Origin of the sequence: Alteromonas naphthalenivorans (genome assembly GCF_000213655.1) — a bacterium.
Classification (GTDB): domain Bacteria; phylum Pseudomonadota; class Gammaproteobacteria; order Enterobacterales; family Alteromonadaceae; genus Alteromonas; species Alteromonas naphthalenivorans.
The window spans coordinates 3955150-3970659 of the sequence record NC_015554.1 but is presented as its reverse complement, the minus strand read 5'-3'; the positions used below and the strand labels follow the sequence as shown (position 1 = coordinate 3970659).

The following is a 15510-nucleotide window of genomic DNA, read 5'->3' as shown; positions in this document are numbered from 1 at the left end:
TTACACATCCATACCAATTAAAGAATCAATTCCTTCATCTCTGATGGTCGCCTTAACTTCATCCAGTGCGGCTTCCTCTGTATCGAACTCATCTTCCCAGACTGTCGAAACACCCGATTCATCAATCACTTCAAGAATCCAGCCTCCCGTGTCGCCACGGTAAATATCGACCTGAACAGTTTTACCCTCAGCCGTCAGCTCCTGGCTTAAAGCACTCATTTCAACTTCAAAATCATCTTCCATCTACAACCTCCAACGTGGGATTTTCAATTCATTAGGCTTTTACCATAAGGTATGTGCCTGCACCAACCATAAAACCGCCAGCGGTCTTTTTAACAACGCCTGGTGCTCTGCCCTTAGTCCAGGACAGAATCCTGCTGGCGAAATACGCATAACCCAGTTTAACACCACCGACTGCAACGACAGTCAACACAATAATCGTTGCAATGTCTGACGTGGCGATAGTCGTCAGATCGACAAATGCAGGAAACAAGCTTGCATAGAAAAAAATGGCTTTTACATCACCGAGAGTAATAACTCAAGTTTCGGAGTTCAGTTTAGCTTAAAATCAGTACTCATCACCAATAGATTTGGCTTCTAGCCTCAGCGTGAAGGTATCCATTTGCATGACTTGCATAAAGAACTCCTGAACCGTTTTGTCTATTTGGTTCATGATCTCTTGGGCGACGCTGACTCCATATAGCTTGCTGAGCTCATCAAGCGCTCCCGATATCAGCGCTCTAAAGATAACCCAGAGTCGGCTGGCAAAATCTAAGGTGCACAGACTGTTGATCATGTCGTTACGACTATAACTCAGTCGAGCGGCACCTTCCTCGTGTTGAGTCAATAGCAGCAAGCAGAATCGCAGAGCCGTTAAATGGATGGAGGCGATATAAGCACTGTAATGTGTACTCTGCTCTTTAAGGAACCCAAGCTTTTGTTTCGCTTCCTTAAAGTACACTTCGATTCCCCAGCGTAATGCATAGATTTCGAGTATTCTCTCATCACTGAGGTGAGTGTCGGTGGATAAAAACAAGGCCCAATCATGCTTTCCAGCACGCTGTTTTTCTTCGTTAACGCCACGTACAAACAGCAGCTTGACCTTGATCCAGTGATCAGGTGCATCGAGGGTTTGTGCTAAGTTTAACTCAACGGTGATCGCCTTAGACTGGTATGGCCTGCCCTTAACCTTCTGCCATTGGCCTTTGATGTGATGTTGGTATAGCTCAGCCGCTGTTGAGAGAACCTTGTCACTACCGGCCACGCGGTAACTCATTTTATTTTTCTTCATACGGACAATGGAGACTAACGATTGCGCTTCCATAAAGGCCAGCATGGACTTACTGGCAAACCATGAATCGGCTAAAAAATACTGTGCATGAATGCCGGACCGATCGGCTCGCTTAATCATGCCATGGACCATCTCCGGTTTAGTCATTGACTGCGCATCACGATAACGTTTTGCGGCGATACTGCGACCATCGGCAAAGGCTTTGGTCAGAGGTTGTGATTTAACTCGACTGATATAGAGTTCGCTATCTAAAGGGATAAATTGCTTTTCAGTCGCCAGTCCTAGGGTCAGGATTTGCTGCCCCATCACACAACGACCGTTGAGGTGATCAAAGTGGCTGGAGATGCCTGGCATGGTTTTACCGCGCCGTGTTTTAACTGAATCATCAACAACATAGGCGCGTATGGTGCTGTGGTCAGTCATACTGATGACGGTCTTCGCTGTTTGAAGGTGCAACTTGCGCCAATCCAGATCCTCCCGATTAAGAAGATCATAAAGGGCATCCCTCTTAGTGATCGAGAAGCTTTGTAACGACTCCCTTGAAAACATCGCAATTGAGTCTGCTTTGAGCCAGACCCAAAGCAGTAAAAGGTACACTACATCACTGACGGGTGATCCTGAACGCTTTGAAAACCGCGCTTGTTTCAGCAGTCGATTAAACCGATGCGCTGCCATGCTTTGCTAAACAGATTATCCACTTGAACATCGTGGCGGCTTAAATACTCAGCGGTGAGTGATGGCAAAACAGAAGAGCTTGTGTCAGAATTCATGTGTAGCCTTTGAGTTGTATTTGTTATGTCTAGACAACTAACATTATACCACGAAAAGGCTATTTTTATTTATACTATTCAGTAACTTAAGCTATAATTTCTGCTGTTTTTGAACCCCGAAACTTGAGTTATAAGAAAACTCTGCGTCCTGACGCAATTGCCTGTTGAGCTCCCTGCATCGCTTGTGTGCATCGGCCTCCGTCATCGTACCCTCGAAGGTGGGCTTGTCCGGGAACGCGGTATTTAATGGCGCTTTCACAATGATGTGTGTTTTCGTCATCGATGATTTCCTTGCTGAGAACTTCACTATGTAACTATCATAGCGAAAGCTGTTATTGTGACTATGGTTTGGGCAAAGCAACCGTAAGGAGCGTAGCATTGTTAGGCGAGATAGGCTGTGTCCGTAAGTGACTGAGTGTTATTGTCCGCGACTGACGTGAATTACCTTGCGTGTACGTAGCTTACCTACAACTTCAATAATAAATGGCGCTACCCGGAACAGTGGACTTATTCCATGAGGCGCGGATCGAAATTCACAGGAAGCTCTTCGACGTTGGAGAGCAGTTCGTCGATGTCCGGGTGTGATGGGTTTATAAGGAAATTGTGTTCGCGAGGGACAATGCAGCTCGGTACGCGAAGGACGCAGCTTGCCTGAGAAGCAAGCCATTGATCGCCAATGTTTGAGGTTTCTTTGGGAGCCGGATATTCGCGCCAGTTGTCAGGTAGAGTGCTCAAGTTTAGTACCTTAGATTCGTCAACGCTTAACCTGAATAAGCGGTAGTGTTCTAGACAGTCGTCATCTTCCAGATGCACCAACACCTCAAGGACCGCTAATGATTCGCTGGATGCGGTATAGATGCAAGCTCGCCCGGCGCTATTCCATCGACCACCGTGACGCAGGGCGCCTTCACCGTCAAATGCGGTGTGCGCCCATTTCTTTTTCACGATGCGATAAAGGTGGAGTTGGCTCAAGCAAATACGCCGTGTTCGAGTTGACCAATCAGATCAAGTACTGCCTTGGCTTCGGCGCTGGTGGCTGCCATATCGATAGGGCGTTTATTCCCTAGTCCTTTTGCAGGCTTCTTAAGCCATGCGATAGCTTTGGCTTCATCACCCTCAAACAACTCTGTGGCGGCGCTGATAAGCTCAGCCAAACGAAAGAACTTGTCGCCCTCTTCAACTTTGAAGCGCTTTTCTTTGGCACGACGGCTCAAGGTGGCCGGAGCGAGATGAAGGATGTGAGCAATCTCAGCCTTGTCCATCAGAGACACCTTCGCAATGCGATGATAGACATCAAAAGGAAGTCCACGATGGATAGCATCGTGCAGACGGGAACCCCGCTCAGGGATACCGACACGCTCCCAGACTGACGGGTTAGTGGTTTTCTGTGGGATAAATTCCAACATAACAAAACTACCTCAAGTGATATGAACGCATTATATCACATGATTGGTGAGTTTGCATCATGCAGTACGATTGGGTTTTTCGGTCCTTACCCGACATAGCTTGGCCGTTCAATTTCGTAGCAGAACGCACGAGCGGCCTCCTCAGACGAAAAATGATAGTACAGGTTGCTTAGCAAGTCCTTGACCGCATAAAACCGCTCATCGCGCTCTGGAGCGCATTTGATGCAATCGTAGCTATCTGTCATAGCTGCGCCGCCAAACGTCTTGCCAACTCAACCAAGAGAACAGCTTTTGGATATTGGACGGCAGGCCAAGGGTCGAGCGTATCCCGATTGAATAGCGGGTGGTTCGGGAAGCAATAGAATTGTCCTGTCCCGTAGCGACGGCGATTAAAAGTGACCTCAGATAACGCCGCCGAAGCCTTTGCTTTCAATGATGTGGGTAGTTGAGCGACAACCTTATCCGCTGAACGCTTTTCGCATTGGCAGGTGTTGAACGCTTCCTGCCACATGACAGTGATGTCTTGTCGTGTAATAGTGCTCATCGAAACGGCTCCTATATCCTTGATTCGTTCAGTCCAAACATCTCCCCATCTTCCGTTGGTATGAACTTCGTATTAGGATATTTTGCTTTGAATTTCGCCATAATATTGATTGCGGCTTCGCTCATGTCTAAGAAAACAGAGCCTAATCGCTCACCGCGATACGAGCCTATCCAACCTTGAGATGTCTCTTGGAAAGCAACTTGTTCATCGTCTGTTGCTGTATCAATATCTCCAGTTGTTGTGGCGATAACATAAAACCCCATAGCGTTTACCCTTTGTAAATTATTGATGTGGTTAAATAATATCGTCTCAAAGCAATGCCGCCATGATTTGGGCAGGTGGGTTTTTGTCTATGAGGGACGTGTTATCGTATTGCGGCGGAAGGAAGGGAGAGGGCTTTAAATTCAAAACCCTCTGGTCGGTTTGATGAAAACCCAATTCGCACTAATAGAGATTAATATTCGCCATATGCTGCGTTGTCGATTTCGAGTGCGTCTTCATCCTCCTCATCATCCTCCTCATCATCTTCCCAATCGTCTGCTTCGTCCTCCTCATCCTCATCTTCCCAGTCATCTTCCCAGTCATCTTCCTCGTCTTCCTGACGCCAGCCTTGGTCTGGATCATCCAGTGAGCGTTCAGTAGGGGCAAATCCATTGTAATAGTTTGATTCCAGTATCGCGCAAATGCCTGATGTCTCGTCGTCAGAAAAATGCTCATCTACGATGCCATCCCATTCTTCGCTTATCCAGATGTCTCCAGAGAAACTGACAGCATTTCGCATCTCGTCTGTGACCGATTTCATTTCTCCGTCCTTGAGCACGGCGTGGTAGGTTTGGTCTTCTACATCTACTGCCCCATAGTTGTTGTATGTGCCACGCATTTCCTCAACAACTTTCCCTTTGACAAGGCGATATAGACGAACATTGTCGCCACCGCAGATTTGCTCTCCAGTGATCTTGTCCATGTAAGAAAACATACCCATAACGCTTACCTCGTGTAACTCATTGATATGGTTAAATCATACCGACTCGACGCAATGCGACTATGGTTTGGGCAGGTTGATACTACGTCCGTGGGAGACTTAGGGCTGGTTGCCAGCCCCTCGATGACAGCATCGCATTAAACGATGTGCGATAGTTCTGATTTACCTATATAGCGCGGAAAGCCCTGTACTTTAGTGCAGGGATATGAGCGCATCGGCGTAAGCCGATAATGATCAGTAAATTTTTCTATTTTGTAGCTAAATAGTAATAACTGTATATAATAACAGTGTATGCATACTAAAACCCTGAAACTCCGTGTCAGAGATAAACATTGCAGCGAGCTTAAGCAACAAGCACGACAGGTTAATTTTGTATGGAATTATATCAACGATCTGAGTTCAAGAAGTATCAGGGAGCGCGGCGTTTTCCTGTCAGCCTATGACATCCAAAAATACACAAACGGCGCAGCAAAAGAACTAGGTTTGCATAGCCAAACCGTTCAGTGTGTTTCGAAAGAATACGTTACCCGACGAAAGCAATTCAAAAAGCGTCAATTGAACTGGCGCAAATCAAGAGGTGTTCGTCGTTCTCTAGGCTGGATACCAGTTAACACTGGTGCTGCTAAGTGGAAAAACGGACAGATATATTTCAACGGGAAACACTATTCCGTGTGGGATAGCTATGGGTTATCAAAGTATACATTTCGTACTGCATCATTTTCTGAAGATGCCCGTGGTCGTTGGTACTTTAACGTTGTGGTTTCTATTAAAGCTGAGCCATCAAAGGGTACATCGCTATTGGGTATCGATTTAGGCTGTAAAGATTCAGCGACAGCATCAAACGGTGAACAGCTTACTAATGGTGAATACCGAAAACTGCAACAGCAATTAGGTATTGCCCAACGTGCTCGTAAAAAGCAACGTGTTAAAGCAATCCACGCTAAGATTGCAAATCGTCGCAAAGACAACATACATAAATTCACGCGCAAGCTGGTGAATACCAGCAGTGCAATCTTCGTTGGCAATGTGAGTTCTCAAGCTATGGTCAAAACCAAACTGGCCAAGTCAGTGCTTGACGCTAGCTGGGGCTCAATCAAAACGGTACTGGAATACAAATGCGCTCACGCAGGTATCCATTTTGAAGAAATCAATGAAGCATACTCAACCCAGACCTGTTCGTGCTGTGGGACAATACCCACCAGCAGTCCGAAAGGTAGAATTGGTCTGCGAATAAGGCAATGGACGTGTAGCGATTGCGGTACTCAAAATCATCGCGATATCAACGCTGCTCGGAACATTGCTGCGGCGGGGCATCGCCGTCTCGAAGGAGGAATCCCGGTTCTTTAGAGCCGGGAGGATGTCAAATGGTCGTCATAATCACAGCATCGGCCAGTTATTACATATTGTGTTAATTTCAATTTTTCACCTAAATATTGTCTATGTCTGACTGAACAGCCGCAAGAATATCGTTCTCTGACATGCACACTTGTTCTTCCAGAAAACGTAATTGCTCAGCCATTCCTTCATTATTAACGCGTGACACGAGTCGGCTTGCGCCTTCCTCCACAATGCTGTCCAAATCTTCCGTGGTAACGCCCATTTCCCATAGCTTTGTCTTTAATTCGCTCATCGAGACCTCTTGTGTTTGCCAAAAAGGGCTACCAATGAGGCAGCCCGTTGCGGTTGTTGTTCAATTAGCTGGCGCGTTGTGACATAGGTTGGCGTTGATAATTGCCTTGCTGCTGATAACCGCCTTGTGCGTTGTTACGGCGATTGTTTGGCTGCTGATAGCCCTGATTGTTATAACCTTGATTAGGTGCTTGATTATAGCCCTGACCATTGCTTTGGTTATAGTTGGCGTTGTTTTGCGCATTTTGATGCTCTTTGCCGCGACGAAGCACATCAAAGGTGTCAATCACAATACCAACCTTAGAGCGATTTTGGTTGTTCTGGTCAACCCACTTATCTTCCACCAGCGAGCCTGTGACAAATATTTCAGTACCTTGCTGCGCGAGCATGTCCAGTAACTCAGCGGTGCGACGGTAAGCTGTGGCGCTTATCCATGTGGTCTTTTCCTGCTGCTGACCTTGATTGTCTTTGTACTTCTTGGTGGCGGCAAGTGATAGGTTGGCAACCAAATCACCTGACGGCAATGTGTTGACTTCGATAGAGCCGATGTTTGCTTTCGCTTTCACTTCAAAAAAACCTTGTGACATAACATATTTCCTCAAATTGGATTAAAGTGTTTAACCTTGTCTCGAAAGACATCTTAATAATGCCTTACCTGAGTAATGCGACTACGCTTTGGGCATGTGGCAACCGTAAAAGATGGCGTCTGTCGAAGACTGCAATATGACTTGTCTGTGGTTGGCATACAGTCCATAATTAAGCTGTACATAAATACAGTAATGAGGCGAGCATGGAATTTTTAATCAGTCGTAACTACACCAATGTCAGTATTGGCGATACACCCAATAATGAGTACCTCTCTGTCATGGTGTCGCCCACGGACTTTGAAAATATGCGTTATGGCGGAACGGTTTGTACTAATGATGCAATGCGGTTTCAGAATGGTTACTTAACGTTTTTTCGCATTAATCCGGCTTACAGGGAGCGATTCGAAGACTCATTCACTTATTGTAATGATGAGGCGACGCTGGTGGCCTATGTAGAAGGCAATGTGGTCTATATTGTCATGGAGGCGAAAGACCAGCCATTATTGTCTCCTCGTGACTATAGTGCTCTTGGTCAGCCACGGACGCCAATGTCTGAACACAAAATTGCGGGGTAGGGTATGGCGCGTGTATCACGGGTTCCGCTTGCATTTATCCTTTCCAGCAAGAACCCCAGACCTGAAGACAAGAGGCGGCTGGATGAATTTATGGCGACCTTCAGAGAGAGGTCGAAAGCCAAAATAGCGAAACAGTTCCCGCCGCTGCTGGATGAATTGCACAAAGAGAGTCAGTAGGCCGTTACTTGTTGGTCAGGCGTACTTCGCTGCAAAACCATTCTGTTTCGTTCAGGCCCATATCGCCGCAGTCGATTGTCTGCGAAGGCATCTGTGTTGCCAACACATCACCATAACTCTGGGCAGAGGAGGGTGACGTCGCTTTTATGGTCACGGTGACGGCTTCTTCTGTGTACGTCTCGGACACAGTGATATCAAACACGGCTTGATTTTGCATTACCGGTACCCCCTTGAGTTGGGTAGGCCGTGGTTTCTGTCTGCATCATTTCGGCGATTTCCCGCGTACATACTGCTCTTGCTAATTTGCTGGCTTTCACCATTCTCATCCGTGAACTCGAATACCACTTCAAAGTCTTGGCTTTTTCCTGAGTTTGATCGATACGGTAGTACCGTTTTGGTGACAGGTATACCGCCAATATTCATCTCCTGTTGCCCGGTGCATTTACCCAGATGTGCAAAGAAGATGTCATTGAGCAATGAATATGTAAAGTCCGTAACAGACAGGTTTTGAGGGTTGTTGATACGCTCCTCCCGCTCCTCTTTTGCCTTTCTCTGTGCTTCCTTGATGGCGAGGGTTTTATCGATGAGCGCTGCTTCAGATTCAGAATAAGCAATCAGTTCGTCATGGACAGCTTCTACCTTGGCTTTTTTGTCACGCTCTGAAAACAAGCCGCCAGCCTGATACAGCGAAATAAGTATTCTAGCTCCTTGAGGTGGTGTTTTTATCCTGCCGAAGTCAGGTGTATCTCGAATGCTGTGTATGTCCGACAAGGACAGCGTAATGCCGCAGTACTCAATGGTGGGTTCTGGCGTATCCGCTGTCATATGAAGGATGTCTACTTGACTCCTGACTCTATCAAGCAGGCTATTGAGAATATTACTTACTACTCGCGGTTTGACGTTAGGTAGCATCTTGCATGCTGCTTGGTAATCAAGTAGAAGATTGCGTTCTATTTTCATTCAGCGCTCCTCAAATGGTGTTATCTTTTCTCTCTATTATTCAGTTGCCTCTAACCAGCTTGGATCGAAATCCGATGGCCATTTGAAGTATGGGCCAAACCGGCTCTTCTTAACATGTTCGCCACCGATGGATTTTCCCTTGTCCGTGAGCGACATTTCCCCACCTTTATTTTCGATGTAGCCATTCTGCTGAAGTTTACTCAAGAACTCATCCGTGGTTTGGCCAAGACTCTTGGCTATTTTGCTCGATGATATGAGTGCAGCGGGTGCTAGGTTCTGAGGCTTGGGAGAAGGTTGAGAATTAGCTGTTGCTTTACCTTTGTTTACCTTGTCACTTGGCGCTACCTTTTCTAGTGAAATTCTTACTTCATCGCTAATCCTGATTATCCGTTGAGCTTCTTCAAAAGCATCACTGTAGATTTGGCTATCTTCAATCCTGTCAATGTATATTCCCATTTCATTATTATTAACTTGGGAAAACTCGTACAGATTTAAACTCGTAATTATGCATCCTTGCTCATTGATATAGCACTTGGCATGTAGGTTTTTACAGAACGATGTACGAACATAGTCTAGCGAGCGCAACCAGTTTATCTCCTCTGGCTGTAACTCACTTTTACCATAAATAATACGAACATCGATTTTTAGCCGGTTTTTATCCTCAAGCAACTCCTTTATACGGTCATTTAGCTTTAGGAAGGGGCTAATGAGAATGAGTCTTTCTGAGGCGCTCTTAATGAGCTCTTCTAGGAAATAGTTTGTAGCGCTTGTATTAAGGAATTTTGCCATCTTTTATATTCTCCTCTACCTTCACTTACTTATAGGCACTCGCAAAGATGTGAGCATCATCACATACACCTTTGGCTATTCCGGTTCGGCCGCCATAGTATCCACCATTGTTATCTGCCACCGCTCTATCGAAGAATTGGTGGTATTTGGTGGCTTTCCTTTTCACTATGCTAAGCGTCTCATCACCTGCGAAATGCTGCGTGGCTAAAAACAAATCAATGTTTTTCTTGTGCATGCTTTCGCCTTCTCCCATGCTTTCGTAGATAGGCTGGGCAACTGCGAAAAACGCTGCACATTCCGCAAACATTTCGTGCATCTCTATATTGTTTCTTTGCATGTATTTGTTGAATTGATACACACTCTCAAATTCACCTTCAACGAGATTAATGTCTCTGAACGACACGTCAGCACTCGCTATTGGTGTAATAAATGCGCTGGCAATAACGGCAACCACTGTATTTCTTAATTTCACGGACTCTCTCCTCAATAACGTTGCCGGCCATCATATCTTTCCTTGGTATTGAAGCTACATGTTGGGCAGGATGGTCGGGCGGGTGGTATTTCAAACACAAAAAAAGCGACACTATGGTCGCTTTTTTGTGTCAGTGATGGATTAACATCCACATGCTTTACATGCACAATCCACACATGCACATGCGATATCTTGTGCTTTGACGGCCGCCGTGGTAACCACCGGCATCATTTCTTCTTTTGCTGCTGTGACTGCTGCACCCACACCCGTTGAGTCAACAATGTCACTTAGGTTTGCTAATGTTAGTCCTGCAAGGAATGCGCTTCCTACTTGGATCCAGTCTGTCGCCAAAATCTTTACTAGACCGTAACCAAATGCCAGTACAATGATCAGCTTACCAAATGGACCTTCAAAGAACGCAATAACATCAGACAGAATGTTATCAATACCTGTTGTGGTACCTGTAGCCATTGCTGCGCCACTTACCGCGAATAAGCCTGCCAGAGTGACGAGCTTGCCTGTTTTTGAAGAGAAGAAGTTAGTAGCCTTCATATCTATTCACCTGTATACGTTAACGTTAATGTTAGCGGACAACCCGCACCTTCTGCTGACGAACCAAGTTCGACATTCGTCCCAACTGAGTCGAGCTTGGTTCGACCTGCTCCGGCTCAAGCTTGGCTTGTCAGCGACAGGGTTATTATTCATTACATTCCTATTAGTTTTTTTCATAGAGCTCAAAAATTTAGGGGCTGTAATGTCAGAATCAAAACAACTTGGAAAAATTGGCGATGTATTGGCTTACAGCAAATGATGCAACCAGAACAAAGATGGCTGGCGCATAAACACTCGCTGATGCGAGAAAGCTCGGTGCCAATAACAAACTTAAAAACGAAATAAAGACAAACCACAGTACCTTCAGGGTCTAAACCTTTCTTTATCAAACCTATTACGAATAAGTTAATCGATGGAATTTTAAATGCCTATTATGGGCCCAATTTAGCCCAAAGCTTGCGTTATGTAGAGTCTTACCTTGCCCATCACACGTGGTTTGCCGGTGAACAACCCACCGGAGCTGATGTACAAATGATATTTCCACTAGAGTCATTAGTGGCAAGTGGGAATGCCAAAGATTTTCCTGCCATTCGGGAATACGTGAAACGGGTACATGCAAGGCCTGCGTATAAGCAAGCGCTAGAAAAAGGCGGTGAGTACGCATACGCCTAATACCCAATGTTGAGCCCTTCTTTGTTTAGATGTAAGTCTATTTAAATATAGGCCTGTTTAGATGCAGGCCTTTGTGGGTATAGGCTCTGGCGAGGAATAGGCTTTAGCTAAACCCATATGCTAACTAAATACTACCGCTATTGTTCACGATGAATGTAATCGTTTATCAACTGCATAAAGGCGTCGCCGTAGCGCGATAGCTTGGTTTGCCCTACGCCGCTTACATCTAACATAGTATCGCGGGTGGTCGGGAGCTTAGCGGCCATGTCTACCAGCGTAGCATCACTGAATACCACATAAGGCGGCACTTCGTTTTCTTCTGCCAGCACTTTACGTAAGTGCTTTAAGCGCATAAATAAGGTGCGGTCGTAGTTAGCCGGCGCTTGTTTCGCCTTTTTATCTGGCTTGAATTCTAACCTAGGTACCGCTAGCTGTACGGCCACTTCGCCTTTTAATACAGGGCGGGCAGCTTCAGTTAAGCGAAGCGCAGCGTTGGCGGTAATATCCACCCGTATCAACCCCTTATGAATAAGCTGGTTAATCATGTTGTGCCAATAGCTATCAGATTTGTCTTTGCCAATACCATAGGTTGAAAGCTGGTGGTGCCCAGCTTCTTGCAAGCGCTTTAGCTGTTTGCCGCGCAGTACATCAATAAGGTATTGGGTAGAGGCTTGCTGTGAAAGCCGAAGAATACAAGACAGTACTTTTTGGCTAATGACCAAGCCGTCAATCATGGTGGGTGGATCTAGACAAATATCACAGTTGCCGCAGGCACTGTCACTAAATTGAGAAAAGTAGTTAAGCAGCACCTGTCGGCGGCAGGTTTGCGCTTCAGAAAAGGCCTCCATGGCCGCAAACTTTTGAAGTTCGATGGCATTTCTATCGGCCTGCTCACCTTGCTCAATCCACTGACGTACCCGAGCCGCATCTTTTTCATCGAACAGCAGCATGGCTTCAGATTCAAGGCCGTCTCGTCCTGCGCGGCCTGTTTCCTGGTAGTAACTTTCAACACTGCGAGGTACATCGTGATGCACCACGTAACGCACGTTCGATTTATTAATCCCCATACCGAAGGCGACCGTGGCTACAACAATATCAATTTTATCGTTCAAAAACTGGCGCTGAACTAATTCTCGTTCGTCGGCATCCATACCCGCATGATACGCCGCGCAGCGAAAACCTTGCTTGAATAGCTTGGCATGTAAGTCGTCTACTTTGGCGCGACTATTACAATAAATAATCCCGCTGCCTTCTTGTTGCTTAACGTAAGTAACAACCTGTTCGAAGGCTTTGTACTTCGACATCACCCGATAACGAATATTCGGTCTATCGAAACTGCCTTTATAAACTAGGGGGTCATTAAGTTGCAGTTGGGTGAGAATATCGCTTTGGGTAGCGATGTCTGCGGTAGCCGTTAACCCAATAACAGGGATATCAGGAAAGCGGGCTTTAATCTGGCCGAGGGCCCGGTAGTCGTGCCTGAAATCGTGCCCCCAATGGGAGACGCAGTGGGCTTCATCGATAGCAAATAAGGCTACCTCTGTAGTACGAAGCGTTTGCTGAAAGCCAAATTGAAGCAAGCGCTCAGGAGAGACATACAATAAGTCTAACTGGTTAGACACCATTTGCTCTGAAATACTGGCTTGGTCTTCCTGACTAAGTGTTGAATTTAGGTAAGCGGCTTTCACACCCAAGGCTTTTAACTGTTCTACTTGATCTTGCATTAACGAGATAAGTGGCGACACTACAATGCCAGTACCTGCGCGGATAAGCGCTGGAATTTGATAGCACATAGATTTTCCACCACCGGTAGGTAGCAATACAAGTGCATCTCCACCGTGGCATACATGGTGGATGACGTCTCCTTGTCCCTCGCGAAATTCATCGTACCCAAACACATTTTTTAAAACGTTTTCAGGGGTTAGCGCATCGGGAACGGGAGAACTAATAGTGGTGTCGGCAATTACAGTAGTCATGGCGGGGGATTTTACGCGTTTTTCTATCGTTCTTCACGAAACAAACGCAAAAACTGGACTAAAATTCAGAAGTCATATGAAAAGGTATAATAAATTAAAACAGTGCATCCCTTAAAAGTAGGCTAACGTCGATGTAATGCTACTCATAAGAAAGGATGCAATATGCGCACTTCAGACAATAAAAATATGCCTAGCCGCAACGATATGATTGCACATGTTATTAGTTTATTTCGTGATACTATGCCGTTTAACCAGTTATTAGGGTTAGAGTTTGTTCGCCCGAATGAAGGGGTAGAAAGTGACAGCATAGAACTTCATGTTTCTTGGCGTGAAGCCTTAACCGGAAATCCACTGCAAAAAATTCTTCATGGCGGCGTGACAGCCACTATGCTAGATACCATAGGCGGCTTGGTCGCTATTATCGAAGCGATTAAACGAACTAACGATACTGACCTAGCAAGCTTGCAAACCCGTCTACCGAGAATGGGTACCGTAGATATGCGCGTTGACTATTTGCGACCGGGTCGTGGAGAGCGGTTTATTGCTACGGCAAAAGTTATTCGCGGCGGCGCTAAGTTGGCGGTTTGTAGGATGGAGCTTCACAACGAAAAAGGCGATCATATTGCCTTTGGTACGGGTACCTATATGTTGGGGTAGCCGGTATATAATGCATTTTGGAGGTGTCGAGTGGCGGAGCCATTACCCGATCTTATCGAAGAGTTTGTAACAGATGGTATGGGTGATGACCCAGCGTCTATTCTTACCGCATTAAGTGGGCAGGATACTGTCTACATTGCCTCCTTATTAGAATCGTTACCCCTAGAGCGACGTCTCGTCGTTTGGGAGGGCATTCCACGTGATCGCAAGCTTAGCGTGCTGGTGGAAATGCGAAGCGATCCCCGTGAAATTCTTATCGACGCCACGCCGCATAACGAGTGGGCGTCTATCTTTGCTGATATTGACGCAGAAGACTTACTTGAACTCCTCGACTCATTACCCACGCGGTTAGTTGATGTCGCATACGAAGCCCTTGATAGCCAAGAACGTAAGTATTTCCGCGAAGCGACGCAGTTTCCCGACGAACAAGTGGGTCACTGGGTCAGTCATGAGTTGCTAGTACTACCGGCTAATGCAAAAGTGAAAGAAGGCTTACGCCTATTACGACGAGACATACCTCAGCACTGCGATAGTATTTATTTGGTGAACCGTTCCGGTCAATTTACCGCACTGGTGAAGATTCATCGTCTTTTTGCGGCGCAAGAACACAGTTCACTGATTAGCATGGCCGAAGAAAATGTCACTATGCTAGTGGGCACTGATGAGTCTACCGCGGCATCCTTACAAGTGCAGCGTTCAGGGCTATCGTCGTTACCTGTGGTAGATGAATCGAACAAACTTATTGGTCGTTTAGATATCGCTTCGGCCAGTGAGTTAATGAACGAGTTTTACGAGCGTCAAGTCATGGCCTCTGCAGGTATGGATGAAGACGAAGATTTATTCTCACCTGTGGCAAAAAGTGCGCGAAACCGCGCATTGTGGCTTGGTATCAACTTGCTAACAGCGTTTTTGGCGTCTTGGTTTATCGGGTTGTTTGAAGCTACCTTACAGCAGGTGGTTGCGCTGGCGGTATTGATGCCAGTGGTCGCTAGTATGGGCGGTATAGCAGGCAGCCAAACCCTTACGCTGATTGTGCGCGGGTTGGCACTTGGGCAAGTAACGCCAGCCAACTTACGTGCACTTATGATGAAAGAACTCAAAGTTGGGGGGCTAAATGGCGTGATATGGGCGTTGGTGATAGGCATAGTGGCCTATTTCTGGTTTGCCGATGCGCTACTTGGCATGGTGATTTGCCTAGCCATTCTCTTTAATATTGTGGCGGCTGCGCTTGCCGGTGTGTTCGTGCCCTTTATTTTGGACAGACTTAAGATAGATCCAGCGTTGTCTGGATCAGTTATTCTTACCACTGTGACTGACATTGTTGGCTTTGTTGCCTTCTTAGGGTTGGGAACGTTATTTCTGTTATAGCTGGAACTATAAGTTGTCATCACCCCTAGACTAACTTTGTCTGTAAATACCCCATTCTGGGCGTGATAGGCTTGCTTTCTTAAGTAAGGTAATGAACACTACG

23 protein-coding genes are annotated in these 15510 nt (G+C 46.2%); 6 read left to right on the top strand and 17 right to left on the bottom strand.

The features are described 5' to 3' along the window. The 9 genes from AMBT_RS17325 to AMBT_RS22740 all read right to left on the bottom strand — a co-directional run bounded on the left by AMBT_RS17325 (position 1) and on the right by AMBT_RS22740 (position 4993). Positions 1-243: a hypothetical protein gene (locus AMBT_RS17325; RefSeq protein WP_013785947.1), complete on the bottom strand. Its 243-nt coding sequence runs from the start codon at positions 241-243 to the stop codon at positions 1-3. Between the two features lie 325 nt (positions 244-568). Beyond that, positions 569-1966, bottom strand: coding sequence for an IS4 family transposase (locus AMBT_RS17315; protein ID WP_013785945.1), 1398 nt, complete (start codon positions 1964-1966; stop codon positions 569-571). Then, the gene (locus AMBT_RS23085; RefSeq protein WP_257720339.1) at positions 1936-2061 is read right to left on the bottom strand and encodes a hypothetical protein; all 126 of its coding nucleotides are present in this window, start codon (positions 2059-2061) and stop codon (positions 1936-1938) included. Before AMBT_RS23085 ends, AMBT_RS17315 begins: the two co-directional genes overlap by 31 nt. Before the next feature lie 91 nt (positions 2062-2152). Beyond that, positions 2153-2341 (bottom strand): hypothetical protein, encoded by a 189-nt coding sequence (locus AMBT_RS17310; protein WP_013785944.1) that lies wholly within the window; start codon positions 2339-2341, stop codon positions 2153-2155. Between the two features lie 227 nt (positions 2342-2568). Further along, positions 2569-3033, bottom strand: a complete 465-nt coding sequence (locus AMBT_RS17305; protein ID WP_013785943.1) for an RES family NAD+ phosphorylase — start codon at positions 3031-3033, stop codon at positions 2569-2571. Continuing rightward, complete coding sequence (gene parS, locus AMBT_RS17300; RefSeq protein WP_013785942.1) at positions 3030-3467, bottom strand: Xre family toxin-antitoxin system antitoxin; 438 nt, start codon at positions 3465-3467, stop codon at positions 3030-3032. The genes AMBT_RS17305 and parS overlap by 4 nt, the downstream gene beginning before the upstream one ends. A gap of 241 nt (positions 3468-3708) precedes the next feature. After that, on the bottom strand, positions 3709-4011 hold the full coding sequence (locus AMBT_RS17295; protein WP_013785941.1) for a hypothetical protein: 303 nt from the start codon (positions 4009-4011) through the stop codon (positions 3709-3711). 11 nt (positions 4012-4022) lie between these two features. Beyond that, positions 4023-4274: a hypothetical protein gene (locus tag AMBT_RS17290; RefSeq protein ID WP_013785940.1), complete on the bottom strand. Its 252-nt coding sequence runs from the start codon at positions 4272-4274 to the stop codon at positions 4023-4025. A gap of 191 nt (positions 4275-4465) precedes the next feature. Further along, positions 4466-4993 carry a hypothetical protein gene (locus tag AMBT_RS22740; protein WP_013785939.1) on the bottom strand — a complete coding sequence of 176 codons (528 nt, stop codon included), beginning with the start codon at positions 4991-4993 and terminating at the stop codon, positions 4466-4468. A gap of 291 nt (positions 4994-5284) precedes the next feature. Between AMBT_RS22740 and AMBT_RS17280 the strand changes: the two genes are divergently transcribed. After that, the gene (locus AMBT_RS17280; RefSeq protein WP_013785938.1) at positions 5285-6340 is read left to right on the top strand and encodes an RNA-guided endonuclease InsQ/TnpB family protein; all 1056 of its coding nucleotides are present in this window, start codon (positions 5285-5287) and stop codon (positions 6338-6340) included. A gap of 79 nt (positions 6341-6419) precedes the next feature. On the opposite strand, the gene AMBT_RS17275 is transcribed toward AMBT_RS17280, so the two are convergent. Then, complete coding sequence (locus tag AMBT_RS17275) at positions 6420-6623, bottom strand: hypothetical protein (RefSeq protein WP_013785937.1); 204 nt, start codon at positions 6621-6623, stop codon at positions 6420-6422. Between the two features lie 64 nt (positions 6624-6687). Further along, complete coding sequence (ssb, locus tag AMBT_RS17270; RefSeq protein WP_013785936.1) at positions 6688-7209, bottom strand: single-stranded DNA-binding protein; 522 nt, start codon at positions 7207-7209, stop codon at positions 6688-6690. Positions 7210-7412: 203 nt separating this feature from the next. Here ssb and AMBT_RS17265 point away from each other — a divergent pair, with 203 nt between their 5' ends. Both AMBT_RS17265 and AMBT_RS22610 read left to right on the top strand, forming a co-directional pair. Beyond that, complete coding sequence (locus AMBT_RS17265; protein WP_013785935.1) at positions 7413-7784, top strand: hypothetical protein; 372 nt, start codon at positions 7413-7415, stop codon at positions 7782-7784. Positions 7785-7787: 3 nt separating this feature from the next. Beyond that, complete coding sequence (locus AMBT_RS22610) at positions 7788-7961, top strand: hypothetical protein (protein ID WP_013785934.1); 174 nt, start codon at positions 7788-7790, stop codon at positions 7959-7961. A 4-nt stretch (positions 7962-7965) separates the two neighbouring features. Here the strand turns inward: AMBT_RS22610 and AMBT_RS17260 are convergent, their stop codons facing one another. The 5 genes from AMBT_RS17260 to AMBT_RS17240 form a co-directional block, all read right to left on the bottom strand. Continuing rightward, positions 7966-8178, bottom strand: a complete 213-nt coding sequence (locus AMBT_RS17260; protein ID WP_013785933.1) for a hypothetical protein — start codon at positions 8176-8178, stop codon at positions 7966-7968. Then, positions 8178-8921: a hypothetical protein gene (locus tag AMBT_RS17255; RefSeq protein ID WP_013785932.1), complete on the bottom strand. Its 744-nt coding sequence runs from the start codon at positions 8919-8921 to the stop codon at positions 8178-8180. Before AMBT_RS17255 ends, AMBT_RS17260 begins: the two co-directional genes overlap by 1 nt. Before the next feature lie 36 nt (positions 8922-8957). Beyond that, positions 8958-9710 (bottom strand): phospholipase D family protein, encoded by a 753-nt coding sequence (locus AMBT_RS17250; RefSeq protein ID WP_013785931.1) that lies wholly within the window; start codon positions 9708-9710, stop codon positions 8958-8960. 25 nt (positions 9711-9735) lie between these two features. After that, positions 9736-10182 carry a hypothetical protein gene (locus AMBT_RS17245; protein WP_013785930.1) on the bottom strand — a complete coding sequence of 149 codons (447 nt, stop codon included), beginning with the start codon at positions 10180-10182 and terminating at the stop codon, positions 9736-9738. 141 nt (positions 10183-10323) lie between these two features. Further along, on the bottom strand, positions 10324-10734 hold the full coding sequence (locus AMBT_RS17240; protein ID WP_013785929.1) for a hypothetical protein: 411 nt from the start codon (positions 10732-10734) through the stop codon (positions 10324-10326). A 456-nt stretch (positions 10735-11190) separates the two neighbouring features. On the opposite strand from AMBT_RS17240, the gene AMBT_RS22465 reads away from it, so the two are divergent. Further along, complete coding sequence (locus AMBT_RS22465; protein ID WP_013785928.1) at positions 11191-11406, top strand: glutathione binding-like protein; 216 nt, start codon at positions 11191-11193, stop codon at positions 11404-11406. Between the two features lie 137 nt (positions 11407-11543). Here the strand turns inward: AMBT_RS22465 and recQ are convergent, their stop codons facing one another. Beyond that, positions 11544-13382, bottom strand: coding sequence for a DNA helicase RecQ (gene recQ, locus AMBT_RS17230; RefSeq protein ID WP_013785927.1), 1839 nt, complete (start codon positions 13380-13382; stop codon positions 11544-11546). 162 nt (positions 13383-13544) lie between these two features. Between recQ and AMBT_RS17225 the strand changes: the two genes are divergently transcribed. Continuing rightward, positions 13545-14039: a thioesterase family protein gene (locus tag AMBT_RS17225; RefSeq protein ID WP_013785926.1), complete on the top strand. Its 495-nt coding sequence runs from the start codon at positions 13545-13547 to the stop codon at positions 14037-14039. Positions 14040-14069: 30 nt separating this feature from the next. Then, a complete protein-coding gene (locus AMBT_RS17220; RefSeq protein ID WP_013785925.1) occupies positions 14070-15407 on the top strand; it encodes a magnesium transporter in 1338 nt (445 codons plus the stop codon). Positions 15408-15510: the final 103 nt, after the last annotated feature.

Coding starts and splice junctions, on each gene's coding strand:
- AMBT_RS17325 (WP_013785947.1), bottom strand. CDS start 243: ATGGAAGATGATTTTGAAGTTGAAATGAGTGCTTTAAGCCAGGAGCTG.
- AMBT_RS17315 (WP_013785945.1), bottom strand. CDS start 1,966: ATGGCAGCGCATCGGTTTAATCGACTGCTGAAACAAGCGCGGTTTTCA.
- AMBT_RS23085 (WP_257720339.1), bottom strand. CDS start 2,061: ATGAATTCTGACACAAGCTCTTCTGTTTTGCCATCACTCACCGCTGAG.
- AMBT_RS17310 (WP_013785944.1), bottom strand. CDS start 2,341: ATGACGAAAACACACATCATTGTGAAAGCGCCATTAAATACCGCGTTC.
- parS (WP_013785942.1), bottom strand. CDS start 3,467: ATGTTGGAATTTATCCCACAGAAAACCACTAACCCGTCAGTCTGGGAG.
- AMBT_RS17295 (WP_013785941.1), bottom strand. CDS start 4,011: ATGAGCACTATTACACGACAAGACATCACTGTCATGTGGCAGGAAGCG.
- AMBT_RS17290 (WP_013785940.1), bottom strand. CDS start 4,274: ATGGGGTTTTATGTTATCGCCACAACAACTGGAGATATTGATACAGCA.
- AMBT_RS22740 (WP_013785939.1), bottom strand. CDS start 4,993: ATGGGTATGTTTTCTTACATGGACAAGATCACTGGAGAGCAAATCTGC.
- AMBT_RS17280 (WP_013785938.1), top strand. CDS start 5,285: ATGCATACTAAAACCCTGAAACTCCGTGTCAGAGATAAACATTGCAGC.
- AMBT_RS17275 (WP_013785937.1), bottom strand. CDS start 6,623: ATGAGCGAATTAAAGACAAAGCTATGGGAAATGGGCGTTACCACGGAA.
- ssb (WP_013785936.1), bottom strand. CDS start 7,209: ATGTCACAAGGTTTTTTTGAAGTGAAAGCGAAAGCAAACATCGGCTCT.
- AMBT_RS17265 (WP_013785935.1), top strand. CDS start 7,413: ATGGAATTTTTAATCAGTCGTAACTACACCAATGTCAGTATTGGCGAT.
- AMBT_RS22610 (WP_013785934.1), top strand. CDS start 7,788: ATGGCGCGTGTATCACGGGTTCCGCTTGCATTTATCCTTTCCAGCAAG.
- AMBT_RS17260 (WP_013785933.1), bottom strand. CDS start 8,178: ATGCAAAATCAAGCCGTGTTTGATATCACTGTGTCCGAGACGTACACA.
- AMBT_RS17255 (WP_013785932.1), bottom strand. CDS start 8,921: ATGAAAATAGAACGCAATCTTCTACTTGATTACCAAGCAGCATGCAAG.
- AMBT_RS17250 (WP_013785931.1), bottom strand. CDS start 9,710: ATGGCAAAATTCCTTAATACAAGCGCTACAAACTATTTCCTAGAAGAG.
- AMBT_RS17240 (WP_013785929.1), bottom strand. CDS start 10,734: ATGAAGGCTACTAACTTCTTCTCTTCAAAAACAGGCAAGCTCGTCACT.
- recQ (WP_013785927.1), bottom strand. CDS start 13,382: ATGACTACTGTAATTGCCGACACCACTATTAGTTCTCCCGTTCCCGAT.
- AMBT_RS17225 (WP_013785926.1), top strand. CDS start 13,545: ATGCGCACTTCAGACAATAAAAATATGCCTAGCCGCAACGATATGATT.